Below are 24,005 nucleotides of genomic sequence, written 5' to 3'. Positions count from 1 at the left end.
CATGAGCGCAGCAACGTCCCGCACGCAGTACGGCAAGCAGGTCACCGAGTCGATCAACCAGACACGGGTGCGCTACGTCATCCTGTTCGTTGCCGCGATCGCCACCCCTTTCGTCTATCCGCCGACCTGGCCTCTGGTGTGGCTGGCGCTGGCGAGCTACGCGCTGCGCATGTTCGGCGTCGAAGGCATCTACCACCGCTACTTCTCGCACCGCGCCTTCAAGTGCTCACGCCCGGTGCAGTTCATCCTCGCGGTGATCGCTTCGCAGTGCGGCCAGCACGGTCCACTGTGGTGGGCGTCGGTGCACCGCCACCACCACCAGAACGTCGAAACGCCGGACGATCCGATCTCGCCGCGCCAGCATGGCCTGTTCCATTCGCACGTCGGCTGGGTCTGGTGCGAGCGCTACAAGGACACCGACCTCGACGTCGTGCCCGACTTTGCCCGCTACCCGGAAATCCTCTGGGTGAACAAGCACTACACGCTCCTCATGCTGTCCGGCGCCTTCTTCATCTGGCTGCTGGCGCAGGCCGGTGCCTTCGGCCCGACCGTCAGCGGCGGTGCGGCGCTGATGTGGGGCTTCTTCCTGCCCACTGCGCTCGGCGTGCAGACGGTGTCCATGGTCAATTCGGTCGGCCACTTCCGTTTCATGCCGGGCGGCTATCGTCGTTACGACACCGACGACGACTCGGTGAACCGCCCGCTGCTGGCGCTGCTCACCTTCGGCGGCGGCTGGCACAACAATCACCACCGCTACGGCGCCAGCGCGCGTGCCGGCTTCGCCTGGTACGAAATCGACGTCACCTTCTACATCCTGAAGCTAATGGCCGCGCTCGGCATCATCAGCGATCTGCGCGAACGCCTGCCGGACGACGTGCGTGAAGAGGGTGGGCTGAGCCCGCTGCCGGCCGGCGACAAGGTGCGCAGCTGAGCGATCACGCGCAATGCGCCGGCCGTGACCCGCGTCACGCATCGCTTCAGCTGACATGGGGCCGTTGCGATCGGCGTTGTGCTAGGCACCTCCGGACGGTCGTGTCGGCCGGTCTTACACCGCTGAAACGGCGTGCCGCCGCCACATGGCGTAGGTCGATGATCCGAAAGGACTAATACTAAAGTCATACGTTTTGGCATATGACTTGCTGACGCCCGGTCGAACATTACCGGAGCGTTACAGATGAAATTCCGCACCCTTCTCCTGCCCGCGCTGATCGCCACGCTGTCCGGCGGCGCGCAGGCTGTTTCGATGCTCACCTTCGGCGTCGGTGAGAATATCTACGGCTCGCAGTTCCTCGCGGCCAACGACGACCAATCGACCAACCAGCTGCCGCTGCCGTTCGACATCAACTTCTTCGGCCAGACCTTCAGCAACTTCGTTGTCAACAACAACGGCAACATCAGTTTCCTGTCGGCGATCGGTGCCTACACGCCAGATCCCTTCCCGATCACCAGCCAGCCGATGATTGCGCCCTTCTGGGGTGACGTCGACACGCGCACCGTGGGCAACGTCTGGATCCACTCGCCGAACGCGAACACACTGGCCGTGACCTGGGATTCCGTCGGCTACTACAGTGGAGCGACCGACAAGACCAACAGCTTCCAGCTGGTGCTGCGCAATCAGGGCGGCGGCGACTTCGACGTCGACTTCCGTTACGAGCGCCTCGAATGGACCACCGGTAACGCCAGCGGCGGCTCGAATGGCCTGGGCGGCATTCCGGCGCAGGCCGGCTACGACGCCGGTGACGGCGTCAATTACCTGACGCTGCCCGGTTCGCGCACCGGCGACGTGCTGAACCTGCAGCACACCACCAATGTGGCAGGCGGCGAGGCCGGTCTGTGGTCGTTCGCTATCCGCAACGGCCAGCTGCCGGGTTCGTCGGCTTCCAATCCGCTGATGCCGGTGGCCAGTGACGAGGGCTGGAACTTCGATTTCAACGTGACCGCCGGTACGCCGGTGTTCATCGATCCGGACATCGCCGTCGGCTACGACTACATCGTCAACAGTGGCCCGTCGATCACCTCGGTGCTGCTGCCGACCTTCGGCGACGGCCTGTACGATCTGTGGCTGTGGAACGGCGAAGCCTGGGTGGCCAGCGGCGACGTGCTGACCGGCGGCGTCACCTTCACCTTCGCCGAGGCGGTCACCCGCTTCCGCATCCTCGGCATCGAGGAGGGCGCGGCGCTCGATCCGCTGAACCCGACCGCCTTCGTGACCGGCCTCACCTTCAGCGAGACCGGCCCGGTGTCGATGTCGCAGAACCCCATCGTCGTGACGGTGCCGGTTCCGGAGCCGGAAACCTATGCGATGTTCCTCGCCGGCCTCGGCCTGATTGCCGCGGCGCGCCGCCGTCGGACGCGCTGATCGCGGTTTTCCGACGCGACCGCACGACGCCGGCCTGCCTGAGCACGCCGGCGTCGTCATTTCGGCCAGCCAAAATTGACGCTCCGCGCGCCCGCCCGCAAAATCCGGAGCTGACAACCTTTTCAGCCCCTCGCGGAGATTACACATGACCCTGATCACCCCGTCGCGCCCGCTGTCCGCACTCGTGGCCCTGTCGGCCTGCCTGCTCGCTGCCTGCGGTCCGAAGGAAGAGGCCGCCGTGCCGGCCGTGACCGCCGATGCCGGCGAGGCGACGATCACCATCCGCCTCGGTCATGTGGCGCCGCTGACCGGCCCGCAGGCCCACCTCGGCAAGGACAACGAGAACGGCGCCCGGCTGGCCATCGACGACCTGAACGCCGAGAAGATCCTGATCGGTGGCAAGGTGGCGAAGTTCGAACTGCTGGGCGAGGACGACCAGGCCGATCCGCGTCAGGGCACGACGGTGGCGCAGAAGCTGGCCGATGCGCACGTACACGCGGTGATCGGTCACCTGAACAGCGGCACGACGATTCCGGCGTCGCGCATCTATCACGACGCGGGCATCGTCCAGGTGTCGCCGTCTGCCACCAATCCGACCTACACGCGGCAGGGCTACAAGACGGCGTTCCGCGTGTTCGCCGACGACGTGCAGCAAGGCAGCGTGCTCGGCGGCTTCGCCACGGGCAAGCTGGGTGCGAAGAGGATCGCCATCATCGACGACCGTACTGCCTACGGTCAGGGCCTGGCCGACGAGTTCGAGAAGGCGGCCAAGGCGGCCGGTGCCGAGGTGGTCACCCGCGAATACACGACCGATAAGGAAACGGACTTCGCCGCCATCCTGACCAAGGTGAAGTCGACCAAGCCCGACCTCGTGTTCTATGGCGGCATGGATACCCAGGCGGGTCCGATGGCGCGCCAGTTGAAAACCCTCGGCATCACCGCGCCGATGCTGTTCGGCGACGGCGCATGCACGGTCGAGTTCCACAAGCTGGCGGGCGAGGGCGCAGAGGGTCACTACTGCTCGCTGCCCGGCGTGCCGCTGGACCAGATGGCCGGTGGCACCGCCTTCCGCGACCGCTACAAGGCGAAGTACAAGACCGATATCCAGCTCTATGCCCCCTATGCCTACGACGCGGTGCGCGTGGTGGCCGAGGCGATGAAGCAGGTCGGTTCGACCGAAACGGCGAAATTCCTGCCGGCGCTGGCGGCGCTGAACTACCCGGGTCTGAGCGCGCAGATACAGTTCGACGAGAAGGGCGACATCAAGGACGGCGCGGTCACGCTGTACCAGGCGAAGGCCGGTGCGTGGTCGGCGCTCGAAACGATGGGCGGCAAGCCGAGCAACTGAGCGCCAACTGAGCGGCACAATGCAGTCTTGCGCGTCCGTACCGGCCCCGGGCCGGACGGCGCGCATCGCCGGCGCCTGATCGGCGCTTCCACCTTCTCCCGGCCTCCCTCGACACCTCGTGGACATTTTCATCCAGCAGATCATCAACGGTCTGGTGCTCGGCAGCATCTACGCGCTGGTCGCCCTCGGCTACACGATGGTCTACGGCATTCTCGGTCTGATCAACTTCGCCCACGGCGAGGTGGTGATGATCGGCGCGCTGACCGCGCTGACCGCCATCGGCCTGCTGGTGCCCAGTGGCCTGCCCGGCCCGGTCGTCGTGCTCGGCGGCCTGCTGATCGCGATTCCGGTCTGCATGGCGGTCGGTTTCACGATAGAGCGCATCGCCTACCGGCCGCTGCGAAACGCGCCGCGGCTGGCGCCGCTGATCACCGCCATCGGCGTCTCCATCGTGCTGCAGCAGCTGGCCATGATCGGCTGGGGCCGCAACTACCACACCTTTCCGCCGCTGCTGCCGGCAGCTCCGCACCAGTTCCTCGGCGCGGCCATCACCGATCTGCAGATCATCATCATCGCCACGGCGGCGGCGCTGATGGCGGCGCTGGTCTGGCTGATCAACCGCACCCGGCTCGGCCGCGCGATGCGCGCGACGGCCGAGAACCCCGCGGTGGCGCGGCTGATGGGTGTCGATGTCGACCGCGTCATCTCCTTCACCTTCGTGCTCGGTTCGGCGCTGGCGGCGGTGGCCGGCGTCATGGTGGCGGCCAACTACTCGATCGCCCACTACGCGATGGGCTTCATGCTCGGGCTGAAGGCCTTCACCGCGGCGGTGCTGGGCGGCATCGGCAATCTCGGCGGCGCCATGCTGGGCGGGCTGCTGCTGGGCATCATCGAAAGCCTGGCCGCCGGCTACATCGGCGACCTGACTGGCGGTTTCCTCGGCAGCCATTACAAGGACGTGTTCGCCTTCTTCGTGCTCATCCTGGTGCTGGTGTTCCGGCCGTCCGGCCTGATGGGCGAGAAAGTGGCGGAACGCGCATGAGCGTCGATCCGAAACTGAAGGCCAGGCTGGGCGTCGTGCTGATCGGCGTGGCGCTCGCGGTGCTGCCCTTCGTCGTCGGCGCGGGCTTCGGCAATTCCTGGGTGCGCATCGTCGATTTCGCGCTGCTCTACATCATGCTGGCGCTCGGGCTGAACATCGTGGTCGGCTTCGCCGGCCTGCTCGACCTCGGCTACATCGCCTTCTACGCGGTCGGCGCCTATCTGTACGCACTGCTGTCCAGCCCGCATCTGGCGCTCGCCTTTCCGCAGCTTTTCGCCGCCGCGCCAGGCTGGCCGGTGTGGGCGGTGCTGCCGCTCGGCGCGCTGGTGGCCGGGCTGTTCGGTGTAATGCTCGGCGCGCCGACGCTGAAGCTACGCGGCGACTACCTGGCCATCGTGACGCTGGGCTTCGGTGAAATCATCCGCATCTTCCTGAACAACCTGAATGCGCCGGCTAACATCACCAACGGCCCGCAGGGCATCAACAACATCGCCGCCGCGCAGATCGGCGGCCACGCGTTGAACCGGCCGCTGGAGCTGTTCGGTTTCACGCTGCCCGGGGTGTATCTGCAGTACTACTTCTTCCTTGCGCTGACCCTGCTCGTCGTCTTCGTCTGCGTGCGGCTGCAGGATTCGCGGCTCGGCCGCGCCTGGGTCGCCATCCGCGAGGACGAAGTCGCCGCGCGCGCCTGCGGCATCAACACGCGCAACGTGAAACTGCTCGCCTTCGGCCTCGGCGCCACCTTCGGCGGCGTGGCCGGCGGTCTGTTCGCCGGCTTCCAGGGCTTCGTCAGCCCGGAATCCTTCGGCCTGCTCGAATCCATCATGGTGCTGTGCATGGTGGTGCTCGGTGGCATGGGCAATATCGCCGGCGTCATCCTCGGCGCGGTGCTGCTCGCGCTGCTGCCCGAGGCACTGCGCTGGGGGGCGGTACCGCTGCAGCAGACGCTGTTCGGCAAGGTGCTGATCGATCCGGAATCGCTGCGCCTGCTGCTGTTCGGCATCGCGCTGGTGCTCGTGATGCGCTGGCGCCCGGCCGGGCTGTGGCCGTCGGCGTTGCGCAAGCGCGAACTGGCGGCGCACGGGGAGGCGGCATGAGCACACCTCTGCTCGAAGCGAACGGCATCAGCAAGCGCTTCGGCGGCGTACAGGCGCTGCGCGACGTGTCGCTGGCGATACGCGCCGGCGAGGTGTACGGCCTGATCGGCCCCAATGGCGCCGGCAAGACCAGCTTCTTCAACGTGCTGACCGGCCTGTACAGCGCCGACCAGGGCGAGGTGCGCTTCAACGGCCAGCCGCTGCCGCTGGGCGTGCCGCACCGAATCGCCGGCGTCGGCATCGCCCGCACCTTCCAGAACATCCGGCTGTTCGGCGCGATGAGCGCGCTGGAGAACGTGATGGTCGGCCGCCACATCCGGCTGCGCACCGGCGTACTCGGCGCCATCCTGCGCACGCCGGCGGCGCGGCGCGAGGAGGCCGACACCGAGGCGCGCGCGCATGCGCTGCTGCGCTATGTCGGCATCGACCGGCTGGCCAACCAGCAGGCCACCCACCTGAGTTACGGCGACCAGCGCCGGCTGGAAATCGCCCGCGCGCTGGCGACCGAACCGAAGCTGCTGGCGCTGGACGAACCGGCCGCCGGCATGAACGCGACCGAAACCGCCGGCCTGCGCGCGCTGATCGATAAGCTGCGCGGCGATGGCCTGACCGTGCTGCTGATCGAGCACGACGTGAAACTGGTGATGGGGCTGTGCGACCGCGTCGCCGTGCTCGATTACGGCGAGAAGATCGCCGAGGACGTGCCGGACGTCGTGCGGCGCGACCCGCGCGTGATTGCCGCCTACCTCGGTACGGAGGCGGTCGATGCTTGAGGTGCGCGGACTCGAAGTGCATTACGGCGGCATCTGCGCGGTGCGCGGCGTCGACCTCGATGTCGCCGCCGGCGAGAAGGTGGCGCTGATCGGCGCCAACGGCGCCGGCAAGACCAGCACGCTGAAGGCCATCTCCCGCATGCTGCCGGCGCGCGGCAGCGTGAAGCTGGGTGGCGAGGCGATCGAGCACGCGCCGCCACACCTGCTGGTGCGCAAGGGCCTGGCGCTGGTGCCGGAAGGTCGCGGCGTGTTCGCCCGGCTGTCGGTGCTCGAAAACCTCGAAATGGGCGCCTACGTGCGCGACGACAAGGCCGCCATAGCGGCCGACATCGAACGCGTGTTCGGTCTTCTGCCGCGGCTGAAGGAGCGCGCCGGCCAGACCGCCGGCACGCTGTCCGGCGGCGAGCAGCAGATGGTGGCCATCGGCCGCGCGCTGATGAGCCGGCCACGCATCCTTCTGCTCGACGAGCCGTCTATGGGCCTGTCGCCCATCATGGTCGACACGGTGTTCGACGTGATCCGCGAAGTCGCGCGCGAAGGGGTCACGCTGCTGCTGGTCGAACAGAACGCGCGGCTCGCGCTGTCGCTGTGCGACCGCGGCTGCGTCATGGACGGCGGCGAAATCACGCTGAGCGCACCGGCGGCCGAACTGCTGGACAACCCGGCGGTACGTGCCGCCTATCTCGGGGAGTGAAGCCGTGATCCGCCTGATCGCCGCCATCACCGTTCTGACCTGCGTACTGGCCGGCTGCAGCAGCCGTCAGGTCTATGACGGCGCCGCCGGCTGGCGCCAGAACGAATGCGACCGCATCGTCGATGCGGCCGAGCGCAGCCGCTGCCTGGATACGGCGAATCTCGAGTACGAGCGCTACCAGCGCGAGCGCGACAAGGCCGGCGAAGCACGCTGAAGGTCCGCAACGCGCTGCACGAGCAGGCGCTGCGTGGGTTGCCGTTGTCATTGCGCGTGATAATCGCGGCTCCGTCATCGGAGTTCCGCTCATGCGCGCGCTGTTGTTCCTTCTCTGCGGCCTGTTTTCGTCATTCGCCGTCGCCGACCCGCTGTCGCCGATGCTGGCGCAGCGCGCGCCGGCCGACATCGACCCGGCGCCCTACTGGGTCAGCGAGAAGCTTGACGGTGTCCGTGCCCGCTGGGACGGGCAGGCGCTGCGCCTGCGCAACGGTGCGGTCATCGCCGCACCGGCGTGGTTTATCGCGCCGCTGCCCGGATTCCCGCTCGACGGCGAACTGTGGCTGGGGCGCGGCCGCTTCGACGAACTGTCGGGCATCGTCCGCCGTGAGCGCCCGGCGGATGCCGACTGGCGCGCGGTGCGTTACATGCTGTTCGATCTTCCCGGCGCGGACGGCGACTTTTCGCAGCGGCTCGCGCGCATGCAGCAGCTGGTCGAGGCGACCGCCGCCGACTGGATACGTGTCGTGCCGCAGCAGCGACTCGCCGACCATGCCGCGCTGCAGGCGCTGTTCGACGAGGTTGTCGCCGGCGGTGGCGAAGGCCTGATGCTGCACCGGGCCGATGCCCACTGGACGGCCGGTCGCAGCGACGCACTGCTCAAGCTCACGCCCTTTCTCGATGCCGAAGCGACCGTGCTCGCCCACCTGCCGGGCAAGGGCCGCCATCGTGGCCGGCTGGGCGCGCTCGAGGTGGTCGATGCAGCGGGACGGCGTTTCCGCATCGGCAGCGGTTTCACCGACGCCCAGCGCGCCGCGCCGCCGGCCATCGGCGCCGTCGTCACCTACCGCTATCGCGAACTGACGCCACGTGGCCAGCCGCGCTTTCCGGTTTTCCTGCGCGAGCGGCTGCTGCCTTAGGTGCGTCACGGGAAGCCGTCCTGGGCACCGGAGTGCCAACGCTCGCCGCACAGGGGATGTGTTCCCGATCGTGCGGTGACCCGGTCCTCATCGCGGTTCGGCGGCTGCAGCGGCGGCCGTGCGCTGTCTACGCTGCGATGCCGAACACGGAGGCACATGCATGCACATCAAACACACAGCGCTCTCGATGACCCTTTTGCTGCTTGCTGCCGCCGCGCAGGCCCAGGTGCTGGACCGGCCGACGCTGGCCGACCGGCTGGCCGCCTGCTCGGCGATCTACGGCGATATCGCGGCAGCGCATCCGCAGGCGAGCCGGACCGTGCGCGTCCAGTACGCGGCGAAGAACTACCTGTCGCTGGCCATGCGCCTCGGCGAGCGCCCGCAGGTCGCGGCCGTGCTGGCGCGCGAGCGCAAGGCGCTGGCCGAACGCCGCGCCGACCCGGCACAGGCGCAGGGGCTGGACGACGCGTTCGCGCAGCGCGACGACGAATGCAATCGCCTGCTCGAACACAATATGGCGCTGATCGACAGCCTGCGCGACGGGCGCTGAATTCCGCCGCGCCGGCAGCTTCAGTGCAGCTTCTCGTCGGCCACCACGTCCTTGCGATAGGTTTCATAGACGACGACCGGAATGCCCAGCGGCGCCAGATGCTGTTCGATCAGCGGCTTCACTTCGGCCCAGTCCAGACCGCCGACGCCGGTGGCGAGCCGCGGCAGTGCCACGCTGGTGGCGCCGATCGCCTGCAGGTGCCGGGCCAGCGCTTTCAGCGCGTGATGCACGTGCTCGACCGTCGCTTTGCCCGGCTTGGCGGCCGGTCCTTCACCCACCATGTCCTGGGTGAGCATGTTCACGATGTTGCGCGTGCTGCCGTCGTTATCGACGCCGGCCCACGACCACACCTCGCCCGGCACCATGTGGCGGCCGTGCTGTGCATGCCGGTAATCGCGCGCCATCGACGGCCAGCGCTCACGCAGTGCCAGCGCCAGACCGTGGTCGAAACGTTCGCGCACGGCGATGCCGTGGGCGATGACCTGGGCCTGCGTAAAAAGAATGTCTCCGGTGACTTCGCGGATCATGCGGTTCTCCTCGTACCGTCCGGTCTGCGGCACCGTGCCGCAGCCTCCGATTCCACGGTACGCCGCCGTGCTGCGCGGCCGTTGATCCGAATCAACTGTTCAGGCGGTCGCGCTCACCTGGGCGTGCGTCACCTGCGCCAGATCCTGCCGCGTCAGGCCGTGCGAGGGCAGGGCCGGCAGTAGTTCGACCCGGGCGACGGTGCGCGGTGCGCGCGCCAGCATGCAGACCGACTGCCAGAAGCTCACGTCGTCGATGTAGGCGGCGGCGTCCGAGTGCTCGCCACGGTGATCGACATAGCGCAGCCGCACCGGCTTGACCGCACGGCCGGCGTCGATCGCCGCCTGGAACAGCGCGGCGCGGAAGGGCAGCACGGCGCGGCCGTCGGTGGTCGTGCCTTCCGGGAACACCATCACGCTGCGTCCGCAGCTGAGCGAGCCGACCAGCCGGTCGCGCACCTCGGCCGCCGAACTGCGGCTGGCGCGGCGGATGAATACCGTGTGGTTGCGCGCCACGAGCCAGCCGAGCAGCGGCCAGCTGCGGACCTCGTCCTTGCAGACGAAGGACAGCGGCGAGATGGCGTTGATCACGAACACGTCCACCCAGGAGATGTGATTGCTCACCAGCAGCTGGCCGGGCCGGGGCAGCGGCCCCTGCGCCTGCAGTTCGACGCCGAGCACGCCGAGCAGCTGGCGCGACCAGCGTGCGCGCATCTTGCGCTGCGTGCGCTCGCCGACCAGCGGATAGAGCAGGGCGACGCGCGAGCAGCCGGCCGCCAGATGCAGGGCCAGCCGCGCGATGCGCCAGCTCATGCGCGCCTGCGCGCGCAGGCCGGAAGTGTGGTGTGTCGCCGCGGCGGCGCGCGCCGCGACGGGGTGGTGCGGATGAGGATGCGACAAGGGAAGATCGAGGTCGGCAAACAGACTGATGACAGACATCTTACGTCCTCCCCGGTTCGCGGATCAGGCGGCGCGCTGCACGAAGTGGCGCGCGTAGCGCGCGTCCAGCTTGGCCATGGTGAGCAGCAGCGGCAGGTCGGCGGTGTTGAAATCCGGGTCCCAGGCTGGTTCGCCGCACACCTCGGCGCCGGCGCGGATATAGCCCTTGACCAGCGGCGGCAGCACGCTGCTGGCGTTCGGCGTCAGGCGTTCAAGCGGCAGCCGCACCTTCGGGAACACCCGGTACTCGGCCGGCGCCATGTGCGCGCTCAGGCCGGCCCAGATGGCCGCCGCGTTGTGGCCGCCGTCGGCCAGACCGATGCTGGCGCAGCCGATCAGGTACTGGTGGCCACCGTCGAGCATGTAGCGCGCGAGACCGGACCACAGCAGCGCGATCACTGCCGCGTTGTTGCGGTAGTCGGCGTCGATGCAGGAGCGGCCGATCTCGACCATCTGCGAGCGCAGGTGGTCGAGCCGCCCGAGGTCGAATTCTGTTTCCGAGTAGTAGCCACCAGTGCGCCGCGCCGCCTCGGGCGGCAGGATGCGGTAGCAGCCGACGATGCGGCCGTTGTCCTCGTCGCGCACGATCAGGTGTTTGCAGTGGGCGTCGAAGCGGTCGATGTCGGCGCCGTGCACCGGGCTGTCGAGCCGTGCGCCAAGCTCGTCGGCGAACACCCGCCAGCGCAGCTGCTGCGCCGCCAGCACCTCGGATTCGCAGGCCGCCAGCGTGACGCTGAGGTTGCGCTGGGCACGCCGTTCGCGTGCCGAATCGATCTGAAGCATTCCCGTCTCCGTGAAGGGTACCGCTTCAAGATATGCAGCGCGTGTTCAGCACATATGACGCCGCGGCGACAGCACGGTTACAGCGGCCCTCGCCACGCTGGCCAAAAGGGCGGTATAAGCATTCCGCTCGATCGAGCCCCACACAACCCACGAGGATGTACTGATGAACCACCGTATCGGCGTGCTTGCCGCCGCCCTGATGATGAGTGTTGCCACCTCCGCCGTGGCCGAAACCAAGGCGCCTGCTGCCGGTGCCGCGCTGGCCAAGGTCAATGGCGTGGCCGTGCCCGCTGCGCTGGCGGATCTGCTGGTACGTGAGCAGGTCGCCCAGGGCGCGCCGGACAACGAAGAACTGCGCAACCGCGTGCGCGAGCACCTGGTGCGCCGCGAGGTGCTGCTGCAGGCGGCACGCAAGGCCGGTACCGACAAGGTGCCCGAGGTACAGCAGCGCATCGCCTATTCCAGTGGCGAACTGCTGGCCAACGCCTACCTGGAGCGCTGGGTCGAGAAGAACCCGGTGACGGAGGCGGCCGCCCGCGCCGAGTACGAGCGCGTGGTCGCCCAGGGCGGCCCGAACGAATACGCGTCGCGCCACATCCTGGTCGATTCCGAAGAGGTCGCGCGCGACATCATCGCCAAGCTGCAGGCCGGCACGCCCTTTACCGAACTGGTGTCGGTGTCGAACGATCCGGGCAGCAAGGAGCGCGGCGGTGAACTGGGCTGGTCGCGCCCGGGCTCCTTCGTGCCGGAGTTCGACGCGGCACTGCAGAAGCTGGAGAAGGGCCAGTTCACGACCGAGCCGGTCAAGACCGCCTACGGCTTCCACGTGATCCAGCTCGACGACGTCCGCCGCGCCGAAGCGCCGAAGTTCGAGGAGGTGAAGGACCGCGTGATCGAATCGATGCAGCAGCAGGCGGTGCAGGCCCACATCGAGTCGCTGATGTCGAAGGCCAAGGTGCAGTAAGCACGACGGGCATCCGCCGCTGTCCGCGAAGGACGTGGCGGATGCATGTTCTACGCGTGGCCGACGTAGCGCAGCGCCAGCAGCGTCACGTCGTCCGACGGCGCCTGACCGTCGCAGAACAGGCGCATCGCCTCGCGTACCGTGTCGATGGCGCCTGCCGCGCCGGCGCGCAGACCGGTCAGCGTCGCCAGCAGCCGCGTTTCGCCGAACAGTTCGCCGCGCGTGTTCAGCGCTTCCGTCACGCCGTCGGTGTAGAGCAGCAGCTGGTCACCCGAGCCGAGCCGGGTTTCGCCGAGCGCGTAATCGATGGTCGGGTCGATGCCGGCAATCGGGTTGCGCGGCACCTTGAGCAGCACCGGCGCGTCGCCACGACGCAGCAGCACCGGCCGCAGATGGCCGGCGTTGGCGTAGCGGAAGCTGCCGTCGCGGGTGTCCAGCAGGCCGATGAACAGGCTGGCGAACAGCAGGCGTTCGTTGTTCAGCGCGAGCTTGCGGTTGGTGCGCTCCATCACCCTTTCCAGATGCCCCTTCTGCCCCTGTTTGCGTGCCGCTTCGGCGCGCAGCGTGGTCAAGGTGCGCATCATCAGCAGCGCGGCCGGCATGCCCTTGCCGCAGACGTCGCCGATGGCGACGAACAGGCGGTTCTCGTCGATGAAGAAGGCGTCGAAGAAGTCGCCGCCGATCTCGCGCGCCTGCTGGATGCTGGCTTCGCACTCGATCTCCGGATGTTCGGCGAACATCGGTGAGCGCAGCGGCAGCATGCCCGACTGGATTTCCTGCGCGGTGCGCAGCTCGGACTGCAGGCGTTCCAGCACCAGCGAACGGCGCACTTGCTCGACCACCTGATGATTGGCCTGGCGCATGCGCGCCGCCATCAGGCGCAGCAGGTTGCGGGCGACCTGGGGCAGTGGCAGCAGCTCGGAAAAGAAGGTGTGGGCGTCGATCAGCAGCAGGCGCGTGCCGGGCTCGGCCACCACCCAGGCGGACGCCGGCTCGCCGTCGATGATCGAGAGCTCTCCCGCGCATTCGCCGCTGCCGATCACCGTGTAGCCACCCTGGCCGTCAGTCGCTGGATCGTCCAGGTACACCCGCAGCCGCCCGGCCAGCACCAGGGCGACGTGGTCGTTTCGCATGCCGGGCGCCAGCACCACGTATTCGTCCGGGTAGTCGCGCTGGGCGCAGTGGGCGAGCAGGCCTTCGATCAGCGCGTAGGGCACGTCGCGGAACAGGTCGAGCCGCGAAATGAAACCGAGGGCACGGCGCTCGCCGCTGACGCGGGCGTCGTGGCTGACGCGGCTGCCGTCGGCACGGATCAGCGGGAACACCGCGGCCTGACGGCGCCGACGCTCGACACCGCGGCGTACCGGGGTGCGGCTGCCGCTCGGACTGCTGCGACTTGGCCGGGTCCATGCCAGCGTGAGCTGGTTGCGGCCGCTGGCGCGCTCGTAACTGACCTGATCGGCGAACTGGCGTACCAGATGCACGCCCAGTCCGCCGACGCTCGCCTCTTCCAGCGTGGCCGGCGTCACCGGCTCCGGCAGTTCCAGCGGATCGAATTCGCGGCCGTCGTCGGCCACCACCAGCTTGACCGACTGCGGTTCCAGGATCAGGTCGAGCGCAATGGTGTGTGGTGCCTCGTCGTCGAAGGCGTAGCTGACGATGTTGGCGACCAGTTCCGATGCGCACAGGTCGAGCCGGAACACCAGCTCGCTGCCCAGATCGAAGCTGTCGCCGAGCGTGCGCAACCAGGCGCTCGCAGCGGAAATGGCGCCGCTGTCGTTGATCAGGCGCAGGCTGCGGCGGGCGTGCGCGCTATGCACCGCGCACTCCACGGAGGTCTGCCCAGGCCTTCAGTCGGCCAGCGCCCGGCGGGCGGCGTCGAGGTCGTCGCACAGCGTCAGCAGCTGGTCGACGCCGGCCGTCTGCAACACGCGCCGTATCATCGGCTGCGCACCGAACATGACCAGCTTGCCGCCACGCGAGGCCTGGCCGCGCGCCGCCGACAGCAGCGTGCGGATGCCTATCGAGGCGAGAAAGCTCACTTCCGACAGATCGATCGCAATCTTGGCCGGGTGCGTGCTGGTGGCGTAGGTGAGCGGCTGGTCCAGCGTCTCCGCGCCTTCGATGTCGAGGCGACCGTCGAGCCGGATCAGGGTGATGCCGCCGTCCAGCGGCTGGCTGTCCATCTTCATGTGCGTGCTCCCGAGGTGCCCGGTCGCCTGCGGCGGCACGACCGGAAAGCCCTTCAGCTTGTTTCATCTGCATGTCAGGCGTGTGACAGCGTCAGTCGCCGGCTTGCGGCTCGCCCCAGCGCGGCAGCAGCGTGTGCGGAACGCGCAGCTGGTCGAGGATGCGAGCGACTACGAAGTCGACCAGGTCGGCGATCTCGCGCGGTTGCTGGTAGAAGCCGGGCGAGGGCGGCAGGATGACTACACCGTTGCGAGACAGGCTCAGCATGTTTTCCAGGTGCAGCGTCGAGAAAGGCGTTTCGCGCGGCACCAGGATGAGGGTGCGGCGTTCCTTCATGACCACGTCGGCGGCGCGTTCGATCAGGTTGGACGCCAGACCGTGCGCGATCGCGGCCAGCGTGCCCATCGAACACGGGCACACGACCATGGCATCGGGCGGGTTCGAACCGGAGGCCGGCGGGCAGTTCCAGTCCTCGCGGCCGAACACTTCGAGCTGACCCGGCGCGGCGTTGAAGCGGGCCGACAGTTCGCGCGCCGCCTGCTGCGGATTGGCCGGCAGCACGACATCCATCTCCTGCCGGGCAACGATCTGTGCCACCTGCGAGTACACCAGCCAGACGCGGCAGCCGGCGGCCAGCAACATTTCGGTCAGGCGCAGGCCGTAGGGCATGCCGGAGGCGCCGGTCAGCGCGACGAGTATCGTGGGGGGGCGGGGCGTCGGGCTCATGCCGCATTGTCCCGCAACAGCCGGTCGGCGACCACGCCGTTGACGATGCCGAACACCAGCGCGGCGGCGAAGAACACCGGCGTCAGATTGAACAGGCCGTCGTGCGGCACCAGCCACAGCCGCGCCAGCACCAGCTGGCCACCGATGTGGGCGAAGGCGGCAGCGACCGACCGACCGACCGGACCCAGCCAGCGCCAGGGCAGCGCCTGCAGCGCGCCGAGCACGGCCAGACTGACCAGCGCGCCAGTGGCGGCGAGGAAAAAACCGGGCGCGAGGAACTGCCCGGCCAGCAGACTACCGGCGATTACCCGCAGCACGCTGACCCAGGCGGCGTCGCGCCAGCCGTGGCGGGCGAGCACGATGAGGATGACGATGTTGGCCAGCCCCGGCTTCACACCCGGCAGCGGGCTGGGAATTGCCGCCTCTATCAGCGATGCGGCGATCGCTGCGGCGGCATAGCGCGCCAGGCGACGGTCGCGCGCACTCGGCTGAACCTCGACCGCGGTGCTCATCAGAACGCCACCGTGTCCTGCGCGCTGTCCGGTCCGGCCAGTTGCAGCGAAATGTGGCTGGGTGCGCAGACCGCGACCGCGCCGGCGCGCGTCAGCCAGCCCTGATGCACGCAGTACTGGCGCGGGCCCGGGTCGGCGGCAACGCGGGCGCGACCCGGCTCGACCTCGATCACGGTTTCGCCCTGCGCCGCCAGCGCGCCGGCGATAGCGACGCGATGCGTACCGTTCAGCGGTATTTCGGCGACGATGCGGCCGTCTAGGCGCACCTGAGCCAACGTCGGCGCAGCCCGGCCCCACTGCGCCGCGGTGGTGGCGATGGTTGCGGCCAGGCCGGCTGCGATCATCAGCCAGTCACCGGGCCGCAGGCGCGTCATTTGCCGCTCGAAGCCAGCGAACGGTGACGCAACAGCACGCGCGCTTCCTTGCGGAAGTGTTCGGCCAGCCACTGCGTCATGTAGACCGAACGGTGCTGGCCGCCGGTACAGCCGATGGCCACCGTCAGATAGCTGCGGCTGTCCTTGATGTAGCAGGGCAGCCAGTCGTGCACGAAACGGGCAATGTCGTCGCGCATGCGCAGCACGTCCGGACTGCGCTCCAGATAGTCGATCACCGGCTGATCGCAGCCGGTCTGCGGCCGCAGGATCGGGTCGTAGTGGGGATTGGGCAGGCAGCGCACGTCGAACACCAGATCGGCGTCGAGCGGGATGCCATGCTTGAAGCCGAAGGATTCGAACATCAGCGTCAGGCCGGAGCCCTCGTCGATCTGCACCAGCTCGCGCACCCATTTGCGCAGCACTGCCGACGGCAGGTCGCTGGTATCGATGCGGTGACCGAGCGCGACGATGGGTTCGAGCAGATCGCGTTCGCGGCGGATCGCTTCGGCCAGCGAGGTCTGGTCGTCGCCCAGCGGGTGGCGCCGCCGCGTCTCGGAAAAGCGCGCGATCAGCGCGTCGTCGCGCGCATCCAGAAACAGCGTCTGCAGTTCGGTGCCGTTGCGCAGCACGCCCATCATCGGCGGCAACGCGCTCATGCTCTTGCCCGAGCGCACGTCGACCGCGACCGCGACGCGGCTGTAGCCGGCGTCACGCAGATGGCCGACCAGTTGCGGCAGCAGCGGCGCCGGCAAATTGTCGACACAAAAAAATCCGGCGTCCTCCAGCACGTTGAGCGCAACGCTCTTGCCCGAGCCGGACATGCCGCTGATCAGTACCAGGCGCATCGCGCCGCGTCTCGTTTCATTCACGTGGCTTACCTGCGAAAAAGCGTGTTCATGCAAACAACATGGTTGACACTGGGTCTGAGGAAACTACGCTGAATGAGTGCGGTCGGAAAGCACGCAGCATCCGAATGCTGCCTCATGTGCTGCCCGACTGCATCCGATTCAGGATGTGGCGTGTAGCAGGGCAATCCGACCGGAGGTGTTCACCATGCGATATCTCAGACTCCAGCGCAGCCAGGCCAATCGTCGCCGTGCCGAGCGCGAAGCCGAGCGAGCCGCACTCCAGTCGCGCTCACAGCCGGCCCAGGGCGCACCGGGTTCGCGCGACGCGCCGGCGCCTGACGGCAGTACCAGCGAGCCGCGGCGGCGACGCGAAAACTGAAGGTCGGTTTGTTGCTCACTCGGCTGCCGGCGCCACGCGCCGGTGGCCCTGCGCTTCCCGTTCGCGGATGCGCTCGAGTATCTGCAGCCGCACTTCATCAGTGGTCGAGCCCCAGCAGGCGATTTCGTCGCGCGAGCGCAGGCAGCCGACACAGATGCCGAGCTGTCGGTCGAGTGTGCACACGCCGGTGCAAGGTGATGCAACCATCTATTCCGTCCTGTAGGCGCGCGCGACGCGCGACGCCACCTGTCTGTCCAGCCGGTCGCTGACCCAGCGCGCCGCGCCGACCAGCTTCCCGAGATCCACGCCGGTGACGACACCGGCACCTTCCAGCATATACACCACGTCCTCGGTTGCCACATTGCCGCTGGCACCCGGTGCGAACGGGCAACCGCCCAGGCCGCCGACCGAGGCGTCGAACACCGCGACGCCGGACTGCAGTGCAGCGTACACATTCGCCACGCCCATGCCCCAGGTATCGTGGAAATGACCGGCCAGCCGGTGCACCGGCACCCGCGCCGACACCGCGTCGATCAGCCGCCGGATCTGCTCCGGTGTGCCGATGCCGGTGGTGTCGCCCAGACTGACTTCATGGCAACCCATGTCGATCAGCTGCAGCGCCATGTCGGCAACGATGCCGGCGGCGATCGGCCCTTCGTACGGACAGCCGATCACGCAGGACAGGTAGCCGCGCACCCGCACATTGCTGTCCAGCGCGCGCCGCGCCACCGCACGCAGGCGCGCCATCGATTCGGCGATGCTGCAGGCGGTATTGCGCTGCGAAAACGTTTCCGACACCGCGGCGAAAACGGCGATGTCGCGGCAGCCGGCTTCCAGCGCGGCGTCCAGTCCGGTGTCGTTCGGCACCAGGCAGGGGTAGCTCACGCCACTGCTGCGCGGCAGACGTTTCATCAGTTCGCCGCTGCCCGCCATGTTCGGCACGCGCTTGGGCGACACGAAGGCGCCGGCTTCGATATCGACCAGGCCGGCGTCGACCAGTTTCGCGATCAGCGCCAGCCTGTCGTCGATGGACAGTGCGACGCGTTCGTTCTGCAGGCCGTCGCGCGGCCCCACCTCGACGATGCGTACGCGGGCGGGCAGCGCACCCATCACGCCGTCCCGGCCGGCACCCAGCCGGGACGGCGGCGAGCGAACAGCGCGTCCAGTCCCTCCTGCGCCTCGGCGCCGGTATCGATGCGGTTTTCCATCTCGACCGCGTGATCGAGCGTTTTCTCGTCGGCGCGCGGCCGGCCGAGAGCACGCACCAGCAGCTTGATCTGCTGCTGCGCACGCGGGCCGCCGAGAAGCAGCGCGTCGACCACCTCGCCGACGGCGTCGTCCAGGTGTTCGGCCGAGGCGACGATCTCCGACAGCAGGCCGATACGGTAGGCCTCGGACGCGGAAAAGCGCTCGCCGGTCAGGAAGTAGCGGCGCGCCCGCGCCGGGCCGATGGCCGCCATCACATAGGGCGCGATCACCGCCGGCACCTGGCCGGTGCGCACCTCGTCGAATGCGAAGTGCGCGTCGAAACTGGCGATGGCGACGTCGCAGGCGGCGATCAGACCGGCCCCGATGCCGATCGCCGGGCCCTGCACGCGGGCCACCACCGGGCGTATGCACTCGCTGACCGTGCGCATCAGCCGCGCCGCCAGCGCCGGCTCGACTGCCATCAGACCGCTGCGTTCGAGTTCCATCGGGTCGGCACCGATGCTGAAGCTGTCACCCAGCGCCGACAGCACGAGCAGGCGCACATCGGCGTGCGCAACCATGTCGTCGATGGCCGCGATCAGCGATTCGGCGAGCGACGCATCGAGCAGGTTGTGGTGGTCCGGCCGGTTAAGCGTGACGATGCCGATGCCGTCGACGATTTCGGTCAGCACCAGCGCGTTCGGGTCCCGCATCAAGGTGCGGCTCCCTGCACCAGATGGCCGCCGAGCGCGCGCAGCGGCGCACCCAGTTCGAAGCCCGGCATGACCACCTCGTCGTCGACCGCGTACAGCTGGCAGGGCAGGCCCTGCGCCTCGCAGGCGGCGATCGCTTCGCTGGCGGCGTCGTCGCCGGCGTTCCACGCCCAGTCGCCGTTCATGTTCAACGCGAACGCGCGCGGGCGCAGCGTGACCTGCAGGAAGCGACCGTAGCCGGCGCGTCCGCCCTCGTTGAGCAGCGGCACCGCCTCGATCAGGTCGACCGGCCGCAGCCATGTGGTCGGCTCTGCGGCATGGACGGTGCACGGCAGCAGCGCGGCAATGCAGGTCAGCAGCGGGCGGTTCCAGTCAGACTTCATGCGGTTTCACTCCCGGTCGTCACGCCGGCCGCCAGCCGGTCGAGCAGGCGGATCGGATCTTCGTCTGAAATGATCAGCTGCCGGTGCGGCGCGCTGAGAAAGCCCTCGCGGGTCGCCTGGTCGAACATGGCAAGCAGCGGATCGAAATAGCCGGCCACGTTGAGCAGTCCACAGGGTTTATGGTGCAGCCCGAGCTGCGCCCAGGTGAGAATTTCGCACAGTTCGTCCAGAGTGCCAAAGCCGCCGGGTGCGGCGATGAACAGATCGGACAGGTCAGCCATCAGCGCCTTGCGCGTATGCATGCTGTCGACCACATGCAGCTGCGTCAGGTTGGCGTGTGCCACCTCGCGTTCGAGCAGATGCTGCGGGATCACGCCGATCACCTCGCCGCCGGCGTCGAGCGCGGCGTCGGCGATCAGACCCATCAGGCCGATGTTGCCGCCGCCATAGACCAGGCCATGACCACGCACGGCGAGCAGCGTGCCGAGGATGTGCGCCGCTTCCGCGTAGATCGGGGAATCACCGCTGCGTGAACCGCAGAAGACACAGACACGCATGTGTGCAACCGGAAGTCGGAAATCGGGAGAGCGAAGTATGCACGCGCGGCGCGCGTACGGGCAGGGTTGATCGCCCCCTCGCTCGATGACTCAGTCGACGAACTTGGCCTTCACGACGCGCCATTCCTGCGGGCCGTCCAGCGTGCGCGAACAGCCCAGCGGCACCGGTTCGGCACCCGGCTTCATTTCGGTTTTCGAGCGGTCGCCGGTGCCCACACCCATGTGGTAGCGGTCCAGCCACACCATCACCGTGCGACTCGGGTGGCTGTTCCCGACCAGCAACTGCACCGAATTGCGCGAGACGCAGCTGGCGGCGAAATCCTGGCTGAAGGTAACGAACCGGGTCGGGTCCTCGTCCTCCGCCCGCACGGGCAGGGTCATCAGCAAGGCCAGCAGGGTGATCGCAGCGCGCATGGGTCTCCTCCGTTATCGGCTCATGGGTCTGTGATGCGGTAACGCACGGGGCGTTCCGTCGCCGACGCGCGAGTGTAGCAACAGGCTGACGCAGCACCTGATATTGCACTGCACAATGGGCCGCGTTTCGGGTTACCATTCAAGGACTTCAGTATCCTGGCCCACACCGACCGCCGTGTCCGCCCACGATCCCGTTCTCGAACAGCATCCCGCGAGTGCGCCGCAACCCGGCCGGCTCGCGCCGGTGGTGCGCGGCGTGCACTGGCTGCGCATGCCGGTCGCCTTCGCGCCCGGTCATGTAAACGTCTGGGCGATCGAGGACCAGGACGAGCACGGCCCCTGCTGGACCCTGGTCGATGCCGGCTTCCCCGACGACGCGACGCGCGCCAACTGGCTGCAGGCGCTGTCCGGCGACCTGGCCGGCCGTCCCGTGCGGCGCATCCTGATCACCCATTGCCATCCGGACCACTTCGGTCTGGGCGACTGGCTCGCCGAACAGACCGGCGCCCGCATCTGGATGTCGCTCGGCGAGTACCTGACCGCGCAGGCATGGTTCGGTGACACGCCGGCATCCGGCATCGATCTGATGGCGGACTTCTTCCGTCAGCATGGTCTGCCGCCCGCGCAGACCGAAGCGATGCAGCTCGAAGGCAGGCGCTATCGGCGTACCGTAGGTTCGGTGCCGGTGGCGATGCGCCGCATCCTGCCCGGCGAGGTGATCACCATCGGCGACGACGCCTGGGAGGCGCTTGTCGGCCACGGTCACTCGCCCGAGCATCTTTCGTTCTACCGCGCGCACGACCCGGTGCTGATCGCCGGCGACATGCTGCTGCCCACCATTTCACCGAACACGCCGACGCTGCCTTTCGAACCGGAGACCGACGCCGTCGGTCAGTACCTCGATTCGATCGAACGTTTCCGCACGCTCGCTGCGGCCACCGTCGTGCTGCCGGCGCACGGCGACCCGTATCGCGGCGTGGTTGCCCGCGTCGATGCCTTGCGCCTGCACCACGACAAGCGCCTCGCCCAGATCGCCGCGCTGTGCGACGAGCCGCGGCACGCCTTCGAATTGCTGCCGCGCCTATTCAAGCGCGAACTCGACAGTTTCCAGACCCGGTTTGCCATGGGAGAGGTGATCGCTCACCTGAACCATCTGTGGCAAGCCGGACAACTGCGCCGCCTGCCCGGGCAGGACGGCGTGATCCGCTTTACCCAGCCTTGAACCAGCCCAGGGGGAGACCATGAACAAGCCAGCCGCCAAAGACGCCAAGCCCGCAGAACCCGCCACCCTGCCGGACCCCGCCGAAGTCGCGAAGACCTACGCCGAAGTGGCGGAGCGCGCGAGCAAGCTGCTCGGCGAACACGTGCAGCGGCAACTGAAGCGCGGCGTCACGCCGCCGGCCGACGAACTGGGCATCGCCCAGGCCTTCATGGACATGACCTCGCGTCTGCTGTCCAACCCGTACAAGCTGGCGCAGGCGCAGATGGGTCTGGTGTGGGATTACTACACGCTGTGGCAGCAGTCGATGCTGAAGTTCATGGGCGTCGATGCGGCGCCGGTGGTCACCCCGGTCAAGGGCGACAACCGCTTCCGCGGCGAGGAGTGGGAAAGCCACTTCCTGTTCGACTTCTTCAAGCAGAGCTACCTGATCGCCGCCCGTCACATCCACGACGTCGTCAGCAACGTCGAGGGCATGGACGATCACACGCTGCAGAAGGTCAACTTCTTCACCCGCCAGACCATCAACGCCTTCAGCCCGAGCAACTTCGCGCTGACCAACCCCGAAGTGCTGCGCGAAACCGTGCGCAGCCACGGCCAGAACCTGCTGCGCGGCTTCAACAACCTGCTGCGTGACATCGAGGACGGCGACGGTCAGCTGCGCGTGCGCATGACCGACACCTCGGCCTTCGAACTGGGCCGCAACGTCGCCACGACGCCGGGCAAGGTGGTGGCCGAGAACGCGCTGATGCAGCTGCTGCAGTTCAACCCGACCACCGACAAGCAGTTCAAGCGTCCGCTGCTCATCGTGCCGCCGTGGATCAACAAGTACTACATCCTCGACCTGCGCGAATCGAACAGCTACATCAAGTGGGCCACCGACCAGGGCCACACCGTGTTCGTCATTTCCTGGGTGAACCCGGACGAGAAGCTGGCCCAGCTCACCTTCGAGGACTACGTGCACCAGGGCCCGCTGGCCGCGCTCGACATGATCGAGAAGCACACCGGCGAAACCGAGGTGAACGCGGCCGGCTACTGCCTGGGCGGCACGCTGCTGGCGACCACGCTGGCCTACCTCGCCGGCAAGAAGCAGAAGCGCATCGCCAGCGCCACCTTCTTCACCACGCTGATCGACTTCTCGGAGCCGGGCGAACTGGGCGTGTTCATCGACGAGAAGGCGGTCGAGGGCCTGGAAAAGAAGATGTTCGAGCGCGGCTACCTCGAAGGCAGCGAAATGGCCGGCACCTTCAACATGCTGCGTTCGAATGACCTGATCTGGTCCTTCGTCGTCAACAACTACCTGATGGGTCGCGAGCCTTTCCCGTTCGACCTGCTGTACTGGAACTCGGACTCGACCCGCATGCCGGCCTGCATGCACAGCTTCTATCTGCGCCAGATGTACATCCAGAACAAGCTGCGCGAGCCGGGCGGCATCACCGTGCTGGGCGAGCCGATCGACATCCGCAAGATCAAGGTGCCGGTGTACTTCGTGTCGGCCATCGAGGACCACATCGCGCCGTGGAAGAGCACCTATCTCGGCGCCCAGCTGGTGTCGGGCCCGGTGCGCTTCGTGCTCGGCGGATCCGGCCACATCGCCGGCATCGTCAATCCGCCTGCGGCCAACAAGTACGGCTACTGGACCAACCCCGGCGTGAAGCTGGCGGGTGATGCCGACGAGTGGTTCAACGGCTGCACCCAGCACCCGGGTTCGTGGTGGACCGACTGGCAGGAATGGGTGAGCGCGCAGGACGCGGACACCGTGCCGGCGCGTGACCCGGCCAAGGGCAAGCTGAAGCCGATCGAAGACGCGCCGGGCCGTTTCGCCAAGCTGCGTCTGGACACGATGAAGAAGTGATCGCGCCGCCGCGTGCCTGACTGGTCCTGAGAGCCGCCGCCGCGCACACAGGAAGCACCCTCGCACCGTCGCCGGAGCCGGGGTTCTGTGGGAGGGGTCTTCCGACCCCGACAGCGGCGGAGAGCAGTGCGCGGCGCCGGGTTCAGGCCCCGTCGGCAGCGACGGCTGCTTCCCGCAGAGATCCTTCGCACCGCACTGTGCAGAAGACCGTGGGGGCGAGCTTGCTCGCGATTGCGGCCTGGATCGAAGCCAGCGGCCGGCGACCGCCGCGTCGCGGCCAAGGCCGCTCCCACAGGGGGCCACCCGCACCGTCGCCGGAGCAGGGGTTCTGTGGGAGGGGTCTTCCGACCCCGACAGCAGCGATGGGCAGTGCGCGGCGCCGTTTTCAGGTGCCGTCGGCAGCGACGGCTGCTTCCCGCAAGATTCCCTCGCTCAGGCGCG

29 protein-coding genes are annotated in these 24,005 nt (G+C 68.0%); 14 read left to right on the top strand and 15 right to left on the bottom strand.

Going from position 1 to position 24,005, the window contains the following annotated elements; translation table 11 throughout:
* The first annotated feature begins 1 nt into the window (after nt 1).
* The 10 genes from METRZ18153_RS0119770 (at nt 2) to METRZ18153_RS0119725 (ending at nt 8,996) form a co-directional block, all read left to right on the top strand.
* The gene (locus tag METRZ18153_RS0119770; RefSeq protein ID WP_020166373.1) at nt 2–931 is read left to right on the top strand and encodes an acyl-CoA desaturase; all 930 of its coding nucleotides are present in this window, start codon (nt 2–4) and stop codon (nt 929–931) included.
* 243 nt (nt 932–1,174) lie between these two features.
* Complete coding sequence (locus METRZ18153_RS0119765; protein ID WP_020166372.1) at nt 1,175–2,359, top strand: nidogen-like domain-containing protein; 1,185 nt, start codon at nt 1,175–1,177, stop codon at nt 2,357–2,359.
* Nucleotides 2,360–2,504: 145 nt separating this feature from the next.
* Nucleotides 2,505–3,707, top strand: coding sequence for a branched-chain amino acid ABC transporter substrate-binding protein (locus METRZ18153_RS0119760; protein WP_020166371.1), 1,203 nt, complete (start codon nt 2,505–2,507; stop codon nt 3,705–3,707).
* Between the two features lie 118 nt (nt 3,708–3,825).
* Nucleotides 3,826–4,749: a branched-chain amino acid ABC transporter permease gene (locus METRZ18153_RS0119755; protein ID WP_020166370.1), complete on the top strand. Its 924-nt coding sequence runs from the start codon at nt 3,826–3,828 to the stop codon at nt 4,747–4,749.
* Complete coding sequence (locus METRZ18153_RS0119750) at nt 4,746–5,846, top strand: ABC transporter permease subunit (RefSeq protein WP_020166369.1); 1,101 nt, start codon at nt 4,746–4,748, stop codon at nt 5,844–5,846. The genes METRZ18153_RS0119755 and METRZ18153_RS0119750 overlap by 4 nt, the downstream gene beginning before the upstream one ends.
* Complete coding sequence (locus METRZ18153_RS0119745) at nt 5,843–6,619, top strand: ABC transporter ATP-binding protein (RefSeq protein ID WP_020166368.1); 777 nt, start codon at nt 5,843–5,845, stop codon at nt 6,617–6,619. The genes METRZ18153_RS0119750 and METRZ18153_RS0119745 overlap by 4 nt, the downstream gene beginning before the upstream one ends.
* On the top strand, nt 6,612–7,313 hold the full coding sequence (locus tag METRZ18153_RS0119740) for an ABC transporter ATP-binding protein (RefSeq protein ID WP_020166367.1): 702 nt from the start codon (nt 6,612–6,614) through the stop codon (nt 7,311–7,313). Before METRZ18153_RS0119745 ends, METRZ18153_RS0119740 begins: the two co-directional genes overlap by 8 nt.
* A gap of 4 nt (nt 7,314–7,317) precedes the next feature.
* Nucleotides 7,318–7,527 carry a hypothetical protein gene (locus METRZ18153_RS0119735; protein WP_020166366.1) on the top strand — a complete coding sequence of 70 codons (210 nt, stop codon included), beginning with the start codon at nt 7,318–7,320 and terminating at the stop codon, nt 7,525–7,527.
* A gap of 91 nt (nt 7,528–7,618) precedes the next feature.
* Nucleotides 7,619–8,446: a DNA ligase gene (locus METRZ18153_RS0119730; protein WP_020166365.1), complete on the top strand. Its 828-nt coding sequence runs from the start codon at nt 7,619–7,621 to the stop codon at nt 8,444–8,446.
* A gap of 160 nt (nt 8,447–8,606) precedes the next feature.
* The gene (locus METRZ18153_RS0119725; RefSeq protein WP_020166364.1) at nt 8,607–8,996 is read left to right on the top strand and encodes a hypothetical protein; all 390 of its coding nucleotides are present in this window, start codon (nt 8,607–8,609) and stop codon (nt 8,994–8,996) included.
* Between the two features lie 20 nt (nt 8,997–9,016).
* On the opposite strand, the gene METRZ18153_RS0119720 is transcribed toward METRZ18153_RS0119725, so the two are convergent.
* The 3 genes from METRZ18153_RS0119720 to METRZ18153_RS0119710 form a co-directional block, all read right to left on the bottom strand.
* Complete coding sequence (locus tag METRZ18153_RS0119720) at nt 9,017–9,523, bottom strand: macro domain-containing protein (RefSeq protein WP_020166363.1); 507 nt, start codon at nt 9,521–9,523, stop codon at nt 9,017–9,019.
* 99 nt (nt 9,524–9,622) lie between these two features.
* Entirely contained in the window at nt 9,623–10,459 is an 837-nt protein-coding gene (locus METRZ18153_RS0119715) for a lysophospholipid acyltransferase family protein (RefSeq protein WP_020166362.1), read from the bottom strand.
* Between the two features lie 24 nt (nt 10,460–10,483).
* Nucleotides 10,484–11,242, bottom strand: a complete 759-nt coding sequence (locus METRZ18153_RS0119710; RefSeq protein ID WP_020166361.1) for a GNAT family N-acetyltransferase — start codon at nt 11,240–11,242, stop codon at nt 10,484–10,486.
* Between the two features lie 163 nt (nt 11,243–11,405).
* On the opposite strand from METRZ18153_RS0119710, the gene METRZ18153_RS0119705 reads away from it, so the two are divergent.
* Nucleotides 11,406–12,206 (top strand): peptidylprolyl isomerase, encoded by an 801-nt coding sequence (locus METRZ18153_RS0119705; RefSeq protein ID WP_020166360.1) that lies wholly within the window; start codon nt 11,406–11,408, stop codon nt 12,204–12,206.
* 50 nt (nt 12,207–12,256) lie between these two features.
* Here the strand turns inward: METRZ18153_RS0119705 and METRZ18153_RS0119700 are convergent, their stop codons facing one another.
* The 6 genes from METRZ18153_RS0119700 to rapZ form a co-directional block, all read right to left on the bottom strand.
* Entirely contained in the window at nt 12,257–14,026 is a 1,770-nt protein-coding gene (locus tag METRZ18153_RS0119700) for a SpoIIE family protein phosphatase (protein WP_020166359.1), read from the bottom strand.
* A 30-nt stretch (nt 14,027–14,056) separates the two neighbouring features.
* Nucleotides 14,057–14,398: an STAS domain-containing protein gene (locus tag METRZ18153_RS0119695; RefSeq protein WP_020166358.1), complete on the bottom strand. Its 342-nt coding sequence runs from the start codon at nt 14,396–14,398 to the stop codon at nt 14,057–14,059.
* A gap of 91 nt (nt 14,399–14,489) precedes the next feature.
* Complete coding sequence (locus tag METRZ18153_RS0119690) at nt 14,490–15,122, bottom strand: flavin prenyltransferase UbiX (RefSeq protein ID WP_029143893.1); 633 nt, start codon at nt 15,120–15,122, stop codon at nt 14,490–14,492.
* Nucleotides 15,119–15,634: a Gx transporter family protein gene (locus tag METRZ18153_RS0119685; protein WP_020166356.1), complete on the bottom strand. Its 516-nt coding sequence runs from the start codon at nt 15,632–15,634 to the stop codon at nt 15,119–15,121. Before METRZ18153_RS0119685 ends, METRZ18153_RS0119690 begins: the two co-directional genes overlap by 4 nt.
* Nucleotides 15,634–16,008 carry a NusG domain II-containing protein gene (locus METRZ18153_RS0119680; protein ID WP_020166355.1) on the bottom strand — a complete coding sequence of 125 codons (375 nt, stop codon included), beginning with the start codon at nt 16,006–16,008 and terminating at the stop codon, nt 15,634–15,636. Before METRZ18153_RS0119680 ends, METRZ18153_RS0119685 begins: the two co-directional genes overlap by 1 nt.
* A complete protein-coding gene (gene rapZ / locus METRZ18153_RS0119675; RefSeq protein ID WP_020166354.1) occupies nt 16,005–16,853 on the bottom strand; it encodes an RNase adapter RapZ in 849 nt (282 codons plus the stop codon). Before rapZ ends, METRZ18153_RS0119680 begins: the two co-directional genes overlap by 4 nt.
* Nucleotides 16,854–17,061: 208 nt before the next feature.
* Between rapZ and METRZ18153_RS20940 the strand changes: the two genes are divergently transcribed.
* A complete protein-coding gene (locus METRZ18153_RS20940; protein WP_020166353.1) occupies nt 17,062–17,235 on the top strand; it encodes a hypothetical protein in 174 nt (57 codons plus the stop codon).
* A gap of 15 nt (nt 17,236–17,250) precedes the next feature.
* Here METRZ18153_RS20940 and METRZ18153_RS0119665 read toward each other — a convergent pair whose 3' ends face one another.
* From METRZ18153_RS0119665 to METRZ18153_RS0119640, 6 genes are all read right to left on the bottom strand, one after another.
* Entirely contained in the window at nt 17,251–17,442 is a 192-nt protein-coding gene (locus tag METRZ18153_RS0119665; RefSeq protein WP_029143892.1) for a DUF1289 domain-containing protein, read from the bottom strand.
* On the bottom strand, nt 17,443–18,345 hold the full coding sequence (locus METRZ18153_RS0119660; protein ID WP_020166351.1) for a hydroxymethylglutaryl-CoA lyase: 903 nt from the start codon (nt 18,343–18,345) through the stop codon (nt 17,443–17,445).
* Complete coding sequence (locus METRZ18153_RS0119655) at nt 18,345–19,136, bottom strand: enoyl-CoA hydratase-related protein (RefSeq protein ID WP_020166350.1); 792 nt, start codon at nt 19,134–19,136, stop codon at nt 18,345–18,347. The genes METRZ18153_RS0119660 and METRZ18153_RS0119655 overlap by 1 nt, the downstream gene beginning before the upstream one ends.
* Nucleotides 19,136–19,519 carry a hypothetical protein gene (locus tag METRZ18153_RS0119650; RefSeq protein ID WP_020166349.1) on the bottom strand — a complete coding sequence of 128 codons (384 nt, stop codon included), beginning with the start codon at nt 19,517–19,519 and terminating at the stop codon, nt 19,136–19,138. The genes METRZ18153_RS0119655 and METRZ18153_RS0119650 overlap by 1 nt, the downstream gene beginning before the upstream one ends.
* Entirely contained in the window at nt 19,516–20,076 is a 561-nt protein-coding gene (locus METRZ18153_RS0119645; protein ID WP_020166348.1) for an LOG family protein, read from the bottom strand. Before METRZ18153_RS0119645 ends, METRZ18153_RS0119650 begins: the two co-directional genes overlap by 4 nt.
* Nucleotides 20,077–20,166: 90 nt before the next feature.
* The gene (locus METRZ18153_RS0119640; protein WP_020166347.1) at nt 20,167–20,490 is read right to left on the bottom strand and encodes a hypothetical protein; all 324 of its coding nucleotides are present in this window, start codon (nt 20,488–20,490) and stop codon (nt 20,167–20,169) included.
* A gap of 175 nt (nt 20,491–20,665) precedes the next feature.
* Here METRZ18153_RS0119640 and METRZ18153_RS0119635 point away from each other — a divergent pair, with 175 nt between their 5' ends.
* Together METRZ18153_RS0119635 and METRZ18153_RS0119630 are read left to right on the top strand one after the other, a co-directional pair.
* The gene (locus tag METRZ18153_RS0119635) at nt 20,666–21,712 is read left to right on the top strand and encodes an MBL fold metallo-hydrolase (protein WP_020166346.1); all 1,047 of its coding nucleotides are present in this window, start codon (nt 20,666–20,668) and stop codon (nt 21,710–21,712) included.
* 19 nt (nt 21,713–21,731) lie between these two features.
* Entirely contained in the window at nt 21,732–23,564 is a 1,833-nt protein-coding gene (locus METRZ18153_RS0119630; RefSeq protein ID WP_020166345.1) for a PHA/PHB synthase family protein, read from the top strand.
* Nucleotides 23,565–24,005 lie beyond the last annotated feature (441 nt).

It is taken from the genome of Methyloversatilis discipulorum (genome assembly GCF_000385375.1).
Taxonomy (GTDB): Bacteria; Pseudomonadota; Gammaproteobacteria; order Burkholderiales; family Rhodocyclaceae; genus Methyloversatilis; species Methyloversatilis discipulorum_A.
The sequence above is the reverse complement of the archived record's forward strand: the minus strand, read 5'-3'. Positions and strand labels throughout refer to the sequence as shown.

Bases quoted from the DNA above. Each gene is read 5' to 3' on its own strand.
- METRZ18153_RS0119715 (WP_020166362.1), bottom strand. From the start codon at position 10,459: ATGTCTGTCATCAGTCTGTTTGCCGACCTCGATCTTCCCTTGTCGCAT.
- METRZ18153_RS20940 (WP_020166353.1), top strand. From the start codon at position 17,062: ATGCGATATCTCAGACTCCAGCGCAGCCAGGCCAATCGTCGCCGTGCC.
- METRZ18153_RS0119725 (WP_020166364.1), top strand. From the start codon at position 8,607: ATGCACATCAAACACACAGCGCTCTCGATGACCCTTTTGCTGCTTGCT.
- METRZ18153_RS0119720 (WP_020166363.1), bottom strand. From the start codon at position 9,523: ATGATCCGCGAAGTCACCGGAGACATTCTTTTTACGCAGGCCCAGGTC.
- METRZ18153_RS0119685 (WP_020166356.1), bottom strand. From the start codon at position 15,634: ATGAGCACCGCGGTCGAGGTTCAGCCGAGTGCGCGCGACCGTCGCCTG.
- METRZ18153_RS0119640 (WP_020166347.1), bottom strand. From the start codon at position 20,490: ATGCGCGCTGCGATCACCCTGCTGGCCTTGCTGATGACCCTGCCCGTG.
- METRZ18153_RS0119740 (WP_020166367.1), top strand. From the start codon at position 6,612: ATGCTTGAGGTGCGCGGACTCGAAGTGCATTACGGCGGCATCTGCGCG.
- METRZ18153_RS0119630 (WP_020166345.1), top strand. From the start codon at position 21,732: ATGAACAAGCCAGCCGCCAAAGACGCCAAGCCCGCAGAACCCGCCACC.
- METRZ18153_RS0119680 (WP_020166355.1), bottom strand. From the start codon at position 16,008: ATGACGCGCCTGCGGCCCGGTGACTGGCTGATGATCGCAGCCGGCCTG.
- METRZ18153_RS0119650 (WP_020166349.1), bottom strand. From the start codon at position 19,519: ATGAAGTCTGACTGGAACCGCCCGCTGCTGACCTGCATTGCCGCGCTG.
- METRZ18153_RS0119645 (WP_020166348.1), bottom strand. From the start codon at position 20,076: ATGCGTGTCTGTGTCTTCTGCGGTTCACGCAGCGGTGATTCCCCGATC.
- METRZ18153_RS0119665 (WP_029143892.1), bottom strand. From the start codon at position 17,442: ATGGTTGCATCACCTTGCACCGGCGTGTGCACACTCGACCGACAGCTC.
- METRZ18153_RS0119710 (WP_020166361.1), bottom strand. From the start codon at position 11,242: ATGCTTCAGATCGATTCGGCACGCGAACGGCGTGCCCAGCGCAACCTC.
- METRZ18153_RS0119750 (WP_020166369.1), top strand. From the start codon at position 4,746: ATGAGCGTCGATCCGAAACTGAAGGCCAGGCTGGGCGTCGTGCTGATC.
- METRZ18153_RS0119705 (WP_020166360.1), top strand. From the start codon at position 11,406: ATGAACCACCGTATCGGCGTGCTTGCCGCCGCCCTGATGATGAGTGTT.
- METRZ18153_RS0119655 (WP_020166350.1), bottom strand. From the start codon at position 19,136: ATGCGGGACCCGAACGCGCTGGTGCTGACCGAAATCGTCGACGGCATC.
- METRZ18153_RS0119770 (WP_020166373.1), top strand. From the start codon at position 2: ATGAGCGCAGCAACGTCCCGCACGCAGTACGGCAAGCAGGTCACCGAG.
- METRZ18153_RS0119760 (WP_020166371.1), top strand. From the start codon at position 2,505: ATGACCCTGATCACCCCGTCGCGCCCGCTGTCCGCACTCGTGGCCCTG.
- METRZ18153_RS0119690 (WP_029143893.1), bottom strand. From the start codon at position 15,122: ATGAGCCCGACGCCCCGCCCCCCCACGATACTCGTCGCGCTGACCGGC.
- rapZ (WP_020166354.1), bottom strand. From the start codon at position 16,853: ATGCGCCTGGTACTGATCAGCGGCATGTCCGGCTCGGGCAAGAGCGTT.
- METRZ18153_RS0119695 (WP_020166358.1), bottom strand. From the start codon at position 14,398: ATGAAGATGGACAGCCAGCCGCTGGACGGCGGCATCACCCTGATCCGG.
- METRZ18153_RS0119765 (WP_020166372.1), top strand. From the start codon at position 1,175: ATGAAATTCCGCACCCTTCTCCTGCCCGCGCTGATCGCCACGCTGTCC.
- METRZ18153_RS0119660 (WP_020166351.1), bottom strand. From the start codon at position 18,345: ATGGGTGCGCTGCCCGCCCGCGTACGCATCGTCGAGGTGGGGCCGCGC.
- METRZ18153_RS0119745 (WP_020166368.1), top strand. From the start codon at position 5,843: ATGAGCACACCTCTGCTCGAAGCGAACGGCATCAGCAAGCGCTTCGGC.
- METRZ18153_RS0119730 (WP_020166365.1), top strand. From the start codon at position 7,619: ATGCGCGCGCTGTTGTTCCTTCTCTGCGGCCTGTTTTCGTCATTCGCC.